Here is a 16508-nt window from a genome sequence, read left to right as displayed (position 1 = left end):
CACCATGGCAAAGGGTACTCCAATCCGGCATAACAAGCGCTTGGTGCGGATGTTGCGCCTGTTCAAACACATCCGCTTCGTGGGTCGGCCGGCCACCTACCGGCGCAACCGGGTGGTGCTCCAACCGGACGGCCCTCATTTCTTTCAGGCCCTCTTCAGCGCAATCCGTTTGGCCGAGCGCTACATCCTCCTGGAATATTACTTGATCCGCAACGACGCCACCGGCTCCGCCTTCGCTGCCGAACTTGCCGATGCGCACCGGCGCGGCGTACAGGTATTCCTGATCTACGATTACATCGGCTGTGTCGAAACCCCCTCCGCCTACTTCAGAAGCCTGGCCCAGTACGGCATCAGCCTCGTGCCCTTCAACAAACCTTCGTTCAAGCGGGGTATCCACTGGTTTGATAAACGCGACCACCGGAAAATGGCTCTCATCGACGGCCGTGAGGCATTCCTGGGGGGCTTCAATATCGGTGACGAATACGCCGGCCTTATTTCAAGCCCTTTCACGTTCCGTGATGTTGGTTTCAGCATCACCGGCAGCGCTGTGCGCGAGCTGGAACGCATCTTTTCCGAAACGTGGCAGATGGAGCGGAACGAACCGCCCCGGATACCCGTCGGCGGTGAGGAACCTGGCGCGCTCCACCCAGGACAGGCCAACGTCATTATCGTCAGCGGGGGGCCGCACCACCGCAGCTCCTACATCCGTAGTGCCTTTCTGGCCGCTATCACGTCCGCCTCGGAGAGTGTCCTCATCGTCACACCCTATTTTGTCCCCGGCCCACGCATCATCCGCTCCCTGTTGCGGGCGGTCCGGCGCGGCGTGCTGGTGCGCATACTCCTCTCGGCCAGAAGCGACGTGCCGCTGATGCGGCTGGTGGGACGCAGCTACTATTCTGCCTTGCTCAAGGAAGGGATTCAGATCTACGAGTTGGAACGGCAGATACTGCACGCCAAGGTCATGCTGATCGACGGCGAGCGGACGGTGATTGGTTCGGCCAATATGGACCAGCGTAGTTTCCACCGCAATTTCGAGATTAACGGAATTATTGACAACAACTCCTTCGGCAGGCAGATTGGCCGGATGTTGGAGCAAGACTTCCGGGATTCGAGGGCTGTCATCCTGGAAGATCACGAACGCCGAGGCAAGCTTTCGCGACTGCTGGAGAAAATGGTTAACCTGTTTGCCTGGTTTCTGTAGCCGGCCTCCGGGAACTTCGGAGAAGCATGTAACGGAACCAGATCCGGACCACTGCCGCTGCCGTCACTGCTGCGGGAAAGGTGCTGAAAAACCGCTTCAGGCGGCCTTCATACAGCCGAAGCCAATGGGATTCCACCTCCCCCACCCCCTTCCCTCCAGCAAAGGCACGGCGGGCATCCTGCCAAAAGAATAGCTGCCAGGCGTTGGCCGCCACATGATGGCCCGTGGTGCGCCAAAAGGCGCGGCGCCAGCCCCTTGAGCGGCGCGACAACAACACGCGAATGCCGTCAAGGATCGGGTAGAGTGAGAGGCGGCCGGTATTGGCATCAAAGCGATACAACCCGGAAAGGGCGGTGAAAAACTCCGTCCACTCCGCCACAAGGCAGTTGACGATAATGGCGTTGAGCACCTGCCGCTCCCAGAGCCCTTCCGTTTCAAAACGACGGGCAGAGGTGCCGATCTCAGCAGGGAGCAGCAGCCAATCTCCCCGTGCCGCCACCGCCTCCACGAAGCGGACGTCTTCCAGGAAGGGCATCTGCTCGTCAAAACCGTTGAGGGACCGGAAAAAGGAGCGGGAAAGCATGAAAGCCTGATCGCCACGGATACACTCCTTTCGGGGAAGCCGAGTCTTTGCCTCGTAGAAGAAATAGGCCAAGGACGGATCGTCGTTACTCCGGCGGAAGCGTAGCGCAAAACGCCCGGCGACCCTATGGGACCCAACAACGGCCTGTTTGGCCTGAAGCGCTGAAAGCCCGCGGACCAAGGTATCGTTCGTAGCAAACGTCGAGTCGGCGTGCAGAAACAGTAGCGTATCGGCGTGGGCAGTGCCAGCGCCGGCATTCATCTGGCGGCCGCGACCGCGGGGCGCCCGGATGACCTCTGTGGTGAACAGGGCCTGTAGGGCCAGTTGAGTCGCCAATTGCAGGGTGCCGTCGTCCGAACCGCCATCGCAGAGGATCAGTTCAAAGCAGAGCCCCTGCTGAGTGGACAGTATTGCAAACAACAATGGCAGTTGGGCGACCTCATTGAGGACCGGCACAATAATGGAAAGTTCAGGTGTGTGACCGTGCGTCATGGGCGACTCCGGGAGAAAGAATATCAGTGTATCCGAATCAGTTACATGCACAATCCGAAATCGGTACGGGATTGATCGATACCCACTGCCACCTGGATTTGGCACCCCTTATCACGCACCTGCCGCAGGTGCTTGCAAGGGCTCACAAAGCCGGCGTGCAGCGCTTCGTGGTGCCGGGTGTACACCCTGACGGCTGGAGCCGGATCATGACACTGGCCGCAGTGCATCACGAAATCGTGCCTGCCGTCGGCGTCCATCCCATGTATGCTGCTCTAGCTGACGATGGCGTGCTCACCACCCTGGCAGGGGCGGCCACCGGCAGCGCCGCCATCGGCGAGATTGGCCTGGACCCGGCATACCCCGTCCCCCTCGAAATTCAGGAGATGGCATTCCGCCAGCAGCTCAGGCTGGCTGTTTCCCAGAGCCTTCCGGTGCTGGTGCACTGCCGTCGGGCTTTTCAACGGACATTGCAGATTTTGCGGGAGGAAAAGGCCGATAATGTGGGGGGCATCATGCATGCCTTTTCAGGATCGCCAGAGATGGCGCGTGAGTTTATACGCCTCGGGTTCGCCATCGCATTGTCCGGTACCCTGACCTGGCGGGGTGCAGTACGTCCCCCGCGCCTTGCCCGTGAAATCCCCTTGGAACATCTCGTCTTGGAAACAGACGCTCCCGACATGCCCCCCCAAGGGCACCGGGGGGAGGCCAACCAGCCTGCCTGGCTGGTCGAGACGCTGTCCGCCCTTGCCGCGGCCAAAAACATCACACCGGATACTGTTGCGACTGCCACGCACGAAAATAGCGTCAGGGTACTGGGCCTCGTTTGAGAACGCAACGATTATTGACTCGCTTTATCCCGTAGCCGTACCGTCCGGCGAAACGGTAAAAGATTGCACACTTTTGTGTTATTGAACAGTTATGGAAGGCTTCCCTCTCAGCAATCGTTACCCTACACGTGATTTAGCTGGACCGCACCGATTTATCTATCCATATTTGTTGCACAATCCACAAATATTGACAAATCTCTTTTTGCACCTATCCCACAGGCACCGTTAAAACCTTACGTCCCGCATAATTGCAATATTTATTGCAGCCCCATCTCGGCCGCCACCCACTCCCTTCGATAACAGCCTTATATCATTGCTTTAATTATTTTGGCCTGATAACTGCAATTTTATTCGCAAAAATCAAAAAAAGGCTGGGGCTGTTGTCCTCCAGCCAACCTCTACGATCCAACAAAAACAGTGGGGAGGTACTAGCATATGACAAGGGAAAGATTTGCACCTTTGGTGATAATGTCGCTTGCCTGCGCGACACTCATATTTGGAGGATGCGGCGGCGATACAACCAACAATTACAGTTCAGGGGGTTCCACAACCAGTGCCTCACAGAATCCGCTCAACGCCAAAACCCTGGTAAAATTCAAGACTCCGCTCATCGAAATCCCCATAGCTCCGGTCACGACTGCCGACACCTACACGGTAACGGCACGCCAGAATGCCGATTGGGACTTCGGCCTGCGGGTCGTGGACGGCGTGACCGGCCAGACCATACGGCCCAAAGACCCAGTCACCGGCCAGACAATAACAACACCGACGTGGTATTATGATGTCAACGATGCCCCTCTCGGAATTTATGGTGCCACCATCGAGTCGACGAGTAACAATCCGGTGACTGTCACCTACGTGAATGACCTGCGGGACGAACAGATCAACCCCAACGCGACTGGACTGGTCAAAGGAATCAAGGGCACCGGCCCGCTGCTCACTAAACACCTCCTGACAGTGGATGCAACAGTAGACGGTATGAATCAGGGAGAACCTGAGGTACGAACCGTACCCCACCTCCACGGCGCGCATGTTGATTGGCGCTATGACGGCCATCCCGAGGCATGGTTCACCAACATTCCGGCCAGCCAGCAGACCACCGTCAAGTACGGGCTGGCCGCCGATCCTTCCCGGGGGTTTCCCGGGCGACCGTCCGACAATCGGGTCGTCTACACCTATGCCAATGACCAGGATGCCACTACCCTCTGGTTCCACGACCATTCCTACGGCATCACCAGGCTCCAGGCCTATGCAGACTTGGCTGCCTTCTACATCATCCGGGATGACTTTGAGAACACCCTTACCCCCGCTCTTCCCAAAGGGCCACTCGGCCCTAATCCGGTGGTCCCAACGCTCAAGTCCTACAAATATGACCTTCCCGTCGTCATCCAGGACAAGGCATTTACCGCCGATGGGCATCTGATCTTCCCGACCTTTACCAACCTGGGGTTATATACCTTTAGCGCTCTGCGAGACAAAAACGGCAATACAACGGACACCATACGGCCCGAGATGTTCGGCACCGTCAATGTCGTCAACGGGTCTGCCTGGCCGGTCAAGACGGTGGAACAGACAGCCTACCGATTCCGCTTCCTGAACGCTGCCGATTCCCGGGTCTATAATCTTTGGCTCCAGGATGCCGATACCGGAGAGGTCATTGATCAGGAGATGGCCGACACGGCGGCGCAGGCGGCCGGCCAGCCGGGACTCGCATGGCCGATCATCCAGATCGGCGCGGAACAGGGACTTTTCCCCAAGGCCGTACCGGTCATGACCGGTAGCCGCAGCCTGGGGCTGACCCTTGCCAATGCCGAGCGGGCTGACATTGTGATTGACTTTTCCCACCCTGTATTCAAAAACAATGGCGTCGGGCGCCGACTTATACTTCGCAATGACGCCCCCGCCCCCTTTGGCGGCCTGTTTGGCCCCGCCAACGAAGACATGTCTACCCTGGATCCGAACACCACCGGCAAGGTCATGATGTTCGCGGTCGATGCCGGAACCGCCTCGGCATCCTACGACACCCAGATAAAATCATGGGATGCTTCGTTGCGCCCCTTCAATCAGCAGGGCGGAGACCTGAACAGCGTGGTTCCCGACAGGGTCAGGTACATAGACCTGCAAGAACGCAAGGACGAGGCCTACGCTTTTTTCGATCCGATAGCGAACAGCACTGTTTACCGCACCGAACTACTCATCAACGGCCTTCAGTTTTCAGACCCGATCACGGAGGTTGTCTCGAAAAATTCGGTTGAGGAGTGGGTGATTATAAACACCACCCCCGACATGCACCCGATCCATCTCCATCTGGTCAAGTTCCAGATTATCGAGAAGGGGCACATCAAGGCCGGACCGGGCGGTACACCGCTCACGGACGCAGAGCTTGCGATTCTGGGGCTGCCGCCGCAACCGGCTCCTCCTGACCCACCAGCTTCCCCTCCAAACTACATTCGAGCAGACGGTGTGGGGGCCTTGCCGGAGCCGGTTTCCAGTTACACGGCCTACATGCCGAATACTGATCCGCGCGAAGATCCGTCGGGCACCCCAACCGGCACGTTGACGCCAGATACGCCGGGCAACTCGCTCTATGCCCGCTCAGGCAACGAAATCGGTTACAAGGATATGGTTAAGGTACCGCCGGCGATGGTCGCCTACGACCCGAATGGCGGCGGCGAAGTGGTAAATCCGGGCTATGTCCGCATCCGGGCCAAATTTGACCTCCCGGCTGGCGCCCAGGCCCCTGCAACCTACATGTACCATTGTCATATTATTTCCCACGAAGACATGGAGATGATGCGTCCCTTCACGGTCAAATAGCAGCGGTACTGATATGACAACACCAGCCGGACCGGGTGGACCTCGGCCCGGCTGGTTAGCAAAGAGGGAATATATGATCAAGGAAGGTTTCGTGTATCGGAAAACTGGGCTATTCATGGTGGGGTGTTTGCTAGCAGGGCTTTGCGGTTGTTCAAACAAGGCCGATTTGAGCGGAAAATGGGGGGGCAGGATGACGCTGCCGGAAACCGGCAAATCCCTAAGCGACTTGGAATTTGAGCTTACCCAGAAGGCTGGAGAGATTCACGGGATTATGAACTTTACCAAGGTGGCCGGCGCAAAGGTGAAGCTGAGCGGGACGCGAAACGGTGACGAGTTGAAGTTTACAACCGAACACAAACGAGGCCTTTCTGTCAGTTTTACCGGAACAGTGAAGAGCGGTTCCCGGATCAATGGCAAAGCCATCCTCGCCTATTCCGATCCGAAAGTCCCGGTCAAACAGGACTCCGTTACTCTGGAAATGACCAAAAAATAGTCTTGGAGACCATGCCAGCATCGCTAATGAGCGACGGGAGACACGAACTTCCGGCGTTCATTGCTTTCGTGGTCTCACTCTTTCCCACCCGGTCTTTTCAGGCCCGGGGGCCTGCAGAGGACCGGCTCGGCCGGAGTCTGCCGCGCCGCAGGTCGCGCTGCTTCATCAAAACAAAGATCACCGGGGTCATGACCAGGACGTGGATGGCCGAGGTGACCATCCCGCCGATCATGGGCACGGCGATGGGTCGCATCACATCGGCGCCGGCGCCGGAGGACCACAGCAACGGAGCCAGGCCGAGCAACGCCACCGCCACGGTCATCAGCTTGGGTCGCAGCCGCAGGACCGCCCCCTCACAGGTAGCGTCGATGATGTCCTGAGCGGTTACCGCCCCCTGTTGCAACTTGCGGTCAAGGGCCTCGTGCAGATAAATGACCATGACCACGCCAGTCTCCACCGCAATACCGTACAGTGCGATGAAACCGACCCATACTGCCACCGAGAGATGGTAGTGCATGAGGTACAGCAAGTATACCCCCCCCACCAGCGCAAACGGCACTGAGAGCATGACCATGGCCGCTTCCAGGGCCGACGAGAAGGTGAAATAGAGCAGCACGAAGATGACCAGCAGGCCGAGCGGGATCATGACCTGCAACCGCTCCCGGGCGCGAACCTGATTTTCCCATTGCCCTGACCAAGCGATGGAATACCCCGACGGCAGGTTGATCCCACGGTTCAGGGCCTGCCTGGCCTCTTCCACAAAGCCCCCCATGTCCCTGCCCCGAACATTGAGGAATACCAGCGAACGGAGCATACCCCCCTCGCTGTTGATCTCGGGCGGCCCGGACAGGGTGGTGATCTGGCTCACCAGCGAGAGCGGCACCAGAGTACCACCCGCCCCCGCCACCAGGACATGCCGAATTTTCTGGATGGTGTCACGCTGGTCGCGGTTGTAGCGGACCCTGATAGGGAAGCGCCCCCTTCCACCCCCCATACCCATTGCCTCGGAAATCATCGCGCCGCCGAGCGCTGTTTCAACGACATCTTGCACATCCTGTACCTGAACACCATACCGAGCAGCCGCCAAGCGATCAATGGTGATGTCCAGGTACTCGCCGCCGGTGACCCGCTCGGCCACCACATCGGCCGCGCCGGGAATCTGCTTTAGGATCGTCTCCGCCTGCGTGGCCAGGTCCCTCAGAACGTTGAGATCATTGCCATATATCTTTACCCCCAAATCAGTCCTGATTCCGGTAGAAAGCATGTTTATCCGGTTGATAATCGGTTGGGTCCAGCCGTTGCGCACGCCTGCCTGTTGGAGCTTGCCGTCCAGTTCGGCCACGATGTCATCTTTCGTGACGCCGGGCCGCCACTGTTCCCGAGGTTTGAGATTAATGATGGACTCAAACATGGAAACTGGCGCAGGGTCGGTGGCGGTCTCCGCTCGTCCCACCTTCCCAAGTACCGAAGAGACCTCAGGCTGCCCTTTGATGATTGCATCCTGTACCTGGATCAGGCGCTTCGCCTCGGTGATGGCAATATTGGGAAGCGTGACCGGCATGTAGAGCAATGACCCCTCGTCCAGGTTGGGCATGAACTCGCTGCCGAGGGAGAAAAAAAGCGGAATAGCCACGAGTAGTGCCGCGACGTTGAGGAAGATGACCGTTTTCTTACAGTATAGTGCCCAGCGAATGACCGGGTCGTACAGCCGGATAAAAAATGATGAAACCGGATTGGCACTTTCCGGAGACATTTTTCCTCGCAGCAATACGTACATCAGAACCGGCACCAACGTAATGGCGCAAACCCCCGATGCCAGCATGGTAAAGGTCTTCGTGAATGCAAGCGGATGAAAGAGCTTCCCCTCCTGGCCTTCCAGGAGAAATACCGGGACGAACGAAAGGACAATAATCGCCAAGGAAAAAAATATCGCTCTTCCGACTTGGCACGACGAAGAGATGATGACCCCCAGTCGGCGCTCTTTTCGCTCCTCGGGTGGAAGTTCCGCAAGATGGCGATAACCATTTTCCACCATGATAACACCGGCGTCTACCAGTACGCCGATGGCAATGGCGATACCACCCAGAGACATGATGTTGGAGCTGATGCCCATCAGCTTCATGGGGATAAAGGCGCAGATGACGGCTACCGGCAGCGTGAGGATAATAACCAGGGCGCTCCGCAAGTGCAGAAGGAATACTAGCACGACCAGCGCCACGACCACAGACTCCTCGGTCAGCACCCTCTTCAGAGTGGCAATGGCCCGGCTGATCAGTTCCGAGCGATCATAGGCCGTAACGATCTCAACCCCCTTGGGAAGTCCTTTTTGCAGGGAGGCGATCTTTTCCTTCACCTGCCTGATGACTTGAGCAGCATTCTCACCGTAGCGCATAACGACGATACCACCCACCGCCTCGCCTTCGCCGTTCAAGTCGAGCAGGCCGCGACGGAACGCCCCTCCCACCTGCACGATCCCCAGGTTTCGGACCAGAACCGCAACGCCGTTTTGGCCGATCATAACAGGGGTATTCCCGATATCTTCAACGGATGCGGCAGCGCCCTTGCCCTCGATAATGAATTCCGCGTTAGCCTGTTCCACGACCCGGCCGCCAGCTTCGCTGTTGGAACGTTTGAGCGCTCTGATCACATCAGCCGTCGTCACACCGTAGGCAAAGAGACGCTTGGGGTCCAACTCGACCTGGTACTCCCGCACGAAACCGCCGATGGAAGCCACCTCCGCCACCCCCTGGACCGTGCCAAGTTGATAGCGCACAAACCAATCTTGCAGGGTACGTAGCTGCTCCAAGGTGTACCCTCTGGCACGAAGGGTATACCAGAACACATGGCCAACGCCGGTGCCTTCGGGGCCGATCCGGGGGGCAACGCCGGGGGGAAGAAATGCAGAGGCGTAGGCGAGGCGCTCCATGACGCGCGTCCTGGCCCAATAGATATCGGCCTGATCATCGAAAATGACATATATCATGGAAAAACCGAAAGCCGACGAGGCCCGGACCGCTTTGACCCGGGAAAGCCCCTGAAGGTTGGTCGCCAGTGGGTAGGTCACCTGATCCTCAACGACTTGAGGAGAACGCCCGGGAAATGCGGTGTAGACGATCACTTGGTTGTCCGACAGGTCGGGAATTGCATCGATGGGAGTCGTGCGGAGCGCCCAGACACCCCAGCCGATGACAACGGCAAAAGCGAGCAGGACGAGGATTCTATTCCGGGCCGAAAACGCTATAATTCGCTCAATCATGCCGCATCATGCCCCGTTAGCGCTGCTTTGCTTTTTTTGCGCCCTGCGACGTTCCGGAGGAGGGCGGAGACATGTCCATGTCATCCATATCCATGTCGTTTTTTGTGCCGGACAAAGGGTTGCCGCGCCGTACCACAGGGTCGTGACCGGGGGAGGAAACTATTGCCGGGACGGTATCCTGGCTACCACCTATGCGAGTGCCGCCTGGCCTGAGTTGGGCCTCCGAATCAACCAGAAAGGCCCCGTTGGCGGCCACGGCATCGTCCTTCTTAAGGCCGGCCAAGATCTGGACATCATTGCGATAACGCACACCTATCGTTACCTCATGGGGAACGAAGACTCCCTGCTTTATCTGCTGCCAAACGAGATTCCGGTCACCGGTATTCACCACAGCCTCGGCAGGCACCGCCAGACCGGTGCCGAGCGGCACCTGGATCGTCGCATTGATAACCATGTCCGGCTTAAGCAGTAACTGTTTGTTGGTCACCGCTACCCGTACACGATTCGTCCTGGTCTTCGGGTTGAGGAAAGGATACACATAGGTGATACGGCCAGTGAATTCCCGCGAAGGATATGACCTGCTGAGCAACGCTACCTGCTGGCCTACCTTTAGATAAGGGAATTCATCCTCGTACACGTCAAGCTCACCCCAGACCTGGGAAAGATCGGCAACACCGAACAGGGCGTCTCCCACCTTGACATACTGCCCCTCTTGAACGTTTTTTTCCGTCACAACCCCGTCCATGGGAGGATAGACCGGAATGCGTACCACCGGCTTGGATACCTTTTCAAGCTCTCTGAACTGGGCATCCCCAAAGCCTAGCTGGACAAGACGAAGTTTTGCCCAATACAATGGAAATCCAGTATTTCTGAGCCGTTCTACGCGCTCCTGCTGATCCGCCTCCATGAACAGACTGAGATATTCCTCTTCAGCGCTGGCAAGTTCAGGAGAAAAGATTTCGGCAACGGGCTTGCCCTTTACCACACGCGTTCCAACCATATCAGCATGAAGTTTCTCAATGCGGCCCGCAACCCATGCGGAAATCCTTGCCTGGCGGGTCTGATCGTAGTTTACGATTCCTGCTGCCTCGATTGATTTGAAGAGCGGCTTGTATATGACCGTTACCACCTCAAGGTTTGCCATCACCTGTTGCGACGGCGAGAGATAGACGTGTTCCTTGAGATTCAGATCCCTGACGTCGGCGTTCCCCGGGACCTTCCGCACCAGTTCCATATTACAGATCGGGCAGACCCCCGGTCGGTCCTTGATGATGAAGGGGTGCATGGGGCAGGTGTATTCCACAGAGGTTTTCCCTACCGCCGCCGTAAACGTCGTTTGATGTCCACTACGGATTAGGATAAAGAAGGCAGCAACGGCGATAAGCACCAGAGACAGCACGAGAAGTAGTCTTCGTTTTGTGATGACGGCCATGGTTCCGGCTCCCGTTGCTGGCGTATACCCGTGGAGAAACGAGGTGACCCTCACCTTCCAGGCGATGATGAAGAGATATCTTATCATAGCGGTGTCGAATTACAATAGAACCAAGCTCTTTGAGGGCAATATTCGTGCTGCTTAGGGATTAAAGCCGGGCGGGAATTGTGGACGGTCTGACGTACGTGCGGATAGTATGCGCTTTTCTCCTTTATCTTGCCGAAATGACTTGCGCAAGCATGGATCAGGAGGTAATCTCTATAATTATCGTGCCTGAGGAGCTTCATCATGAGAGTGTTTGTTGCCTTTGCCGCATCGGCCCTAGGTATGGCCCTCTGTGGCTGCACCATGTTCAATGCTTGGAAAAGCATCCCGCCGCCCGGCGGCTGCGACCAGTGCCATACCGTAGCGATCTCCGCAAATTGGCAGGTCACCTACCAACCTGCCATGGTGTCTGACGAACGCGGACGGCAATACTTCCAGACTCCGGAATACAATCTCGCCCTGAAGGGCAAGCAGGAATCGCCGCTCGACGCCAAAAAAGTCGAGGAACTAGCCTGCTTTGATTGCCACAAAACGCCGACGCCGGCACACCAGGGTCGTAAAGGGCGTTTTCATCATTGACTCAATGGAGTATTCTCAGAGATGATTTTCAATGGGCATATTTAGTTTGTGCTCTAATTATTTTTTCTAAAAAACAGCCCTATTTGCATCAAAAAAATATTGACATAAAATTTTTAGCGAGTATATTTCGTGTTTGATTTTCAAAACCATGCGCTTAGCGTTCAAATGGTGAATTCTAACAGAAAGAGGTGACACAAATGAAAAAACTGATCTCCCTGACACTGGTCCTGGCCCTTGCTACCGTTTTTGCTGCCGGCTGCAAGAAAAAAGAAGAAGCCCCGGCTCCGGCCCCGGCTCCGGCAGCTGCTCCGGCTCCTGAACAGAAGCCGATGTCTTCTGCTAAAGCTCCGGAAGCTCCGGCTCCGACTGCTCCGGCTGCTCCGGCTGAGCCCGAGAAGAAGTAATTCGCTTTCCCTGTGTGGATCGCATAAAAGCCTGCGAGGTTTCCCTCGCGGGCTTTTTTTATAACCAAGCCAGTTTCTCCAAAAAAGTAGCAAATTCAGGATGAATAACCACACCCATCCGAAGGAGCCCCCATGCACGAGATGTCCATAACCCAAGGAATCATCGAGATCTGCGAACAACACGCCAGCGGCAGGCGGGTACTCTCATTGGATGTGGAGATCGGTGAACTGAGCAGTGTCGCCCCCGACGCGGTGGAGTTCTGTTTTGAGGCATGCAGTCACGGTACGCTGCTGGAGGGAGCGCGTCTGAACATCGTGCGTATTCCGGGCCGGGGGCATTGTCTGGATTGCGGGATAGACACGCCCCTGACGGCGGCCTTTGGATCATGTGCCCGCTGCGGCGGCTACCGGGTAACCATAGAGGCGGGCGAAGAAATGCGTGTTAGGGAAATAGAGGTCGATGAATAAAAGCGGGCGGTGCCGATGGCAGCGCCCGCTTTTGTCATGATTCCCCGAACGTCTACAGAACCTCGGCAACCTCCTTCGGAACAGAGGCCTTATATTTCTCGAAATTTTCCCTGAATAGAGCGACGAGCCTCCCAGCAGTTTCATCGTAATGAGCCTTGTCAGCCCACGTGTTACGCGGATTTAGCACCTCAGCCGGCACCCCGGCGCAGGCAGTGGGGATATCCAGGCCAAAGAAGGGATCCTTCTCGTAGCTTCCGGAGACAAGGGTGCCATCAAGGGCGGCATTAACCAAGGCGCGAGAGTAGTCGATCTTTATGCGGGAGCCGACGCCATAGGGGCCACCGCTCCAACCGGTATTGACCAGCCAACAGGAAACGTTGTGCTGGACGATTTTTTCCCGTAGCAATTCACCATATACCGCCGGATCAAGAGGCATGAATGGACCGCCGAAGCAGGTGGAAAAGGTGGCCGAGGGTTCCTTGACTCCGGCCTCGGTGCCGGCGACCTTAGCGGTGTAGCCGGAGAGGAAGTGGTACATGGCCTGCTCCTTGGAGAGCCGCGCAATGGGCGGCAGCACACCGTAGGCGTCGCAGGTCAGCATGATGATATTGCTGGGGTGACCGGCCGTCCCTGAAAGCACGATGTTGGGTATGTGGGTCAGGGGATAGGACGCCCGGGTGTTTTCGGTAAACGAGTCGTCGTCCAGGTCAATCCTGCGGCTATGGGTGTCGATGGCGACGTTCTCCAGAATGGTGCCGAACCTTCGGGTTGTTTCATAAATCTCCGGTTCGGCCTCCTTGGAAAGCCTGATGATCTTCGCGTAACACCCTCCCTCAAAGTTGAAAACCCCCTTGTCATCCCAGCCATGCTCATCATCGCCGATCAACGAACGGTTGGGATCGGCCGAAAGCGTGGTCTTTCCGGTACCGGACAGGCCGAAGAAGATGGCCGTATCCCCCTTGAGCCCCACATTGGCCGAACAATGCATGGAGAGGATCTTTTTTTCGATGGGGAGGAGATAGTTAAGGATGGTGAATATCGACTTCTTGTTTTCACCGGCGTAGCCGGTTCCGCCGATGATAATCAGCTTCCTGGCGAAGTTGACGATGATGAAGGTCTCCGAGTTCGTGCCGTCCACCGTCGGTATGGCGTGAAAATTCGGCATATTGATGACGGTAAACTGGGGGCGCATGGTTTCGAGTTCTTGCGGGGTGGCGCGCACGAACATGTTGCGGGCGAACAGGGAGTGCCAGGCCTTCTCGGTGATAACCCGGATCGCGAGGCGGTGCTCACAATCGGCGCCGGCAAAGCAGTCCTGCACGAACAGGTCCTTTCCGTGCATGTAGGCCAGCATGCGGTTGTAGAGAGCGTCGAACCTAGCCGGGGCAAACGGCTTGTTGACCTTGCCCCAGGCAATATTGTCGTGGGATGCGGGTTCATCGACGATGAATTTTTCATTGGCGGCACGGCCGGTGTAGTGGCCGGTTTTGACGGCAATGGCCCCCAAGTGGGAGACAAGCCCTTCTCCCCGCTTGATGATCTGTTCGTAGAGGACCGCCGTGGGCGGGGTCCAGAAGATCAGGTTCGCATTGGTGATGCCGTGTTCCTCCAGCCCGCTGCCGCGGGTGACATCGTTGAATTTCATCGTTCCACCTCCGGTATGGCAAATGGCGACCATTTCGTGCGGGAACGGAAAAGCCGGACAAGAAACCATAGGAGCATGGTTTCTTGTCCGGCTTTTCCATTAAAGGCCTTAGTCCATCGTTACCTCAAGACCAGGATTCAGCAGCCATAGAGGCTCTTATCCCTATTCATTCCACCCTTCGGGATTGACTTCACCAATCTGCTCCCAATGCTCCGGGGAACGCCACAGGCTGGAGAGGATCAACTCGCGGATATGGAGGAACTCCTTTGGTAGTCGGTCGTACATCTTGACAAACAGCTCCTCGTGGGAGATGACCTCATTCTGCCACACATCCCGGTCAACCGACATCAACTCATTGAACTTCTCGCGGGACATGTCCAGCCCCTCCCAATCCATATCCTCGTAACGCGGCATCCAGCCCAGTGGGGATTCAACGGCGCCCCCCTGGCCCTGAACCCGCTCGACAATCCACTTCAGGACCCGCATGTTGTCGCCGTAGCCGGGCCAGATGAACTTGCCGTTGGCATCCTTGCGAAACCAGTTGACGCTGAAAATACGCGGCGGACGGGGCACTGTACGGCCAAACTGTAGCCAGTGAGCAAAATAGTCGGCCATGTGGTAGCCGCAGAAGGGGAGCATGGCGAAGGGATCGCGACGGACATTGCCGGTAGCGCCGACTGCTGCCGCCGTGGTCTCGGAACCCAGGGTGGCGGCAAGGTAAACGCCGTAATTCCAGTTGAAGGCCTGGTAGACCAGCGGCACTGTATCCTTGCGGCGTCCGCCGAAGATAAAGGCGCTCATCGGAACCCCTTTGGGGTTTTCCCAATCCGGGTCGATACAGGGGCACTGGGAGGCCGGCGAGGTGAAGCGTGCATTGGGGTGGGCAGCCGGACGGCCGCAGCCGGGCGTCCACTCGTTCCCCTGCCAATCGGTAAGCTTTGCAGGAGCCTCGTCGGTCATCCCTTCCCACCACACGTCGCCGTCCTCGGTCAAGGCAACGTTGGTGAAGATAGTGTTCTTCTCACAGGAGATCATGGCATTAGGGTTGGTCTTGTAGTTGGTGCCGGGGGCCACGCCAAAATAGCCATATTCTGGATTGATGGCGTACACCTGCCCATCGGCAGCCGGTTTAATCCAGGCTATATCATCACCGATGGTAGTGATCTTCCATCCTTTTTCCTGGAACGGTTTGGGTGGAATGAGCATAGCAAAGTTGGTCTTGCCGCAGGCGCTAGGGAAAGCGGCTCCGACGTAAGTCTTCTCGCCTTTCGGCGACTCCACGCCAAGGATCAGCATGTGTTCGGCCAGCCACCCTTCATCCTTGCCCTGCTTGGAAGCGATGCGCAAGGCGAGGCACTTCTTGCCCAAGAGGGCGTTGCCGCCGTAGCCGCTGCCGAACGACCAGATCGACCGTTCTTCCGGGAAATGGACGATATATTTTTCCTTGTTGCAAGGCCAGACGACATCCTTTTGGCCCGGTTCAAGCGGGGCACCCACGGAATGGAGGCAAGGGACGAACTCGCCGTCGCCAAGCACGTCCAGGACGGCTTTACCCATGCGGGTCATGATCCGCATATTGACGGCAACGTAGGGGGAGTCGGATATCTCAACCCCGATCTTGGCTATATTGGAACCCAACGGTCCCATGCTGAACGGGATGATGTACATGGTGCGCCCCTTCATGCACCCCTTGAAGAGCTTCTGCAGGGTTTCCTTCATCTCCTTGGGAGGCGTCCAGTTATTAGTGGGGCCTGCATCCTGCTTGGAAAGGCTGCAGATAAAGGTACGATCCTCCACACGGGCCACGTCGATTGGGTCCGACCAAGCGAGATAGCTGTTGGGGCGTTTCTGATCATTCAGCTTTTTGAAGGTGCCGGATTTGACCAGAAGACCGCAAAGTTCGTCGTACTCCTCTTGGGAACCATCGCACCAGTGTATCCGTTCCGGCTCGCAGAGGGCGGCGACCTCTTCAACCCATTTCAGCAGCCTTTCGTTCTTCGGAACTTCGTAACTCATACCACTTCCTCCTCATGTCGTTAAGTTTCATACCTAAAACCGAAAAAATCTTGGTCACGATAGGCAGTATGAACTGATCGTACTGACGTTTAGCAGTGCATGTGCGGTGGGAACGGCACCAGGAAGAAGGGCGGACAAAAACAGTCATGCTCAAACTTGTCAGGGCAATTGACCGGGGTTCCAGATGAAAACCAGTTACAGGTCTGCGCGACCTCGCGACCACAGGTAAACACCGTTGAATTTTGCTGTC

General features: G+C 56.9%; 12 protein-coding genes. 7 read left to right on the top strand and 5 right to left on the bottom strand.

The features are described 5' to 3' along the window. Nucleotides 1-4: 4 nt before the first annotated feature. Complete coding sequence (locus LDN12_RS01015; protein ID WP_223920776.1) at nt 5-1201, top strand: phosphatidylserine/phosphatidylglycerophosphate/cardiolipin synthase family protein; 1197 nt, start codon at nt 5-7, stop codon at nt 1199-1201. Here LDN12_RS01015 and LDN12_RS01010 read toward each other — a convergent pair. Next, on the bottom strand, nt 1176-2276 hold the full coding sequence (locus tag LDN12_RS01010) for a TIGR04283 family arsenosugar biosynthesis glycosyltransferase (protein WP_223920775.1): 1101 nt from the start codon (nt 2274-2276) through the stop codon (nt 1176-1178). The two genes, LDN12_RS01015 and LDN12_RS01010, sit on opposite strands and share 26 nt — an antisense overlap. Nucleotides 2277-2302: 26 nt before the next feature. Between LDN12_RS01010 and LDN12_RS01005 the strand changes: the two genes are divergently transcribed. From LDN12_RS01005 to LDN12_RS00995, 3 genes are all read left to right on the top strand, one after another. Further along, nucleotides 2303-3103: a TatD family hydrolase gene (locus LDN12_RS01005; protein ID WP_223920774.1), complete on the top strand. Its 801-nt coding sequence runs from the start codon at nt 2303-2305 to the stop codon at nt 3101-3103. A gap of 435 nt (nt 3104-3538) precedes the next feature. After that, complete coding sequence (locus LDN12_RS01000; protein ID WP_223920772.1) at nt 3539-5920, top strand: multicopper oxidase family protein; 2382 nt, start codon at nt 3539-3541, stop codon at nt 5918-5920. A gap of 13 nt (nt 5921-5933) precedes the next feature. Next, nucleotides 5934-6413, top strand: coding sequence for a hypothetical protein (locus LDN12_RS00995; protein ID WP_223920770.1), 480 nt, complete (start codon nt 5934-5936; stop codon nt 6411-6413). A gap of 97 nt (nt 6414-6510) precedes the next feature. Here the strand turns inward: LDN12_RS00995 and LDN12_RS00990 are convergent, their stop codons facing one another. Both LDN12_RS00990 and LDN12_RS00985 read right to left on the bottom strand, forming a co-directional pair. Further along, nucleotides 6511-9669 carry an efflux RND transporter permease subunit gene (locus LDN12_RS00990; RefSeq protein ID WP_223920768.1) on the bottom strand — a complete coding sequence of 1053 codons (3159 nt, stop codon included), beginning with the start codon at nt 9667-9669 and terminating at the stop codon, nt 6511-6513. A 16-nt stretch (nt 9670-9685) separates the two neighbouring features. Beyond that, nucleotides 9686-11188: an efflux RND transporter periplasmic adaptor subunit gene (locus LDN12_RS00985; RefSeq protein WP_223920766.1), complete on the bottom strand. Its 1503-nt coding sequence runs from the start codon at nt 11186-11188 to the stop codon at nt 9686-9688. 201 nt (nt 11189-11389) lie between these two features. Here LDN12_RS00985 and LDN12_RS00980 point away from each other — a divergent pair, with 201 nt between their 5' ends. From LDN12_RS00980 to hypA, 3 genes are all read left to right on the top strand, one after another. Continuing rightward, a complete protein-coding gene (locus LDN12_RS00980; protein WP_223920764.1) occupies nt 11390-11725 on the top strand; it encodes a cytochrome C in 336 nt (111 codons plus the stop codon). 197 nt (nt 11726-11922) lie between these two features. Continuing rightward, nucleotides 11923-12129, top strand: coding sequence for a hypothetical protein (locus LDN12_RS00975; protein ID WP_223920762.1), 207 nt, complete (start codon nt 11923-11925; stop codon nt 12127-12129). 132 nt (nt 12130-12261) lie between these two features. Beyond that, nucleotides 12262-12597 (top strand): hydrogenase maturation nickel metallochaperone HypA, encoded by a 336-nt coding sequence (gene hypA / locus LDN12_RS00970; protein WP_223920760.1) that lies wholly within the window; start codon nt 12262-12264, stop codon nt 12595-12597. A 52-nt stretch (nt 12598-12649) separates the two neighbouring features. Here hypA and pckA read toward each other — a convergent pair whose 3' ends face one another. Together pckA and LDN12_RS00960 are read right to left on the bottom strand one after the other, a co-directional pair. After that, the gene (pckA, locus tag LDN12_RS00965) at nt 12650-14242 is read right to left on the bottom strand and encodes a phosphoenolpyruvate carboxykinase (ATP) (protein ID WP_223920758.1); all 1593 of its coding nucleotides are present in this window, start codon (nt 14240-14242) and stop codon (nt 12650-12652) included. A 162-nt stretch (nt 14243-14404) separates the two neighbouring features. Beyond that, entirely contained in the window at nt 14405-16258 is a 1854-nt protein-coding gene (locus LDN12_RS00960) for a phosphoenolpyruvate carboxykinase (GTP) (protein WP_223920757.1), read from the bottom strand. Between the last annotated feature and the right edge of the window lie 250 nt (nt 16259-16508).

Origin of the sequence: Geobacter sp. AOG2, from assembly GCF_019972295.1 — a bacterium.
Taxonomy (GTDB): Bacteria; Desulfobacterota; Desulfuromonadia; order Geobacterales; family Pseudopelobacteraceae; genus Oryzomonas.
The sequence above is the reverse complement of the archived record's forward strand: the minus strand, read 5'-3'. Positions and strand labels throughout refer to the sequence as shown.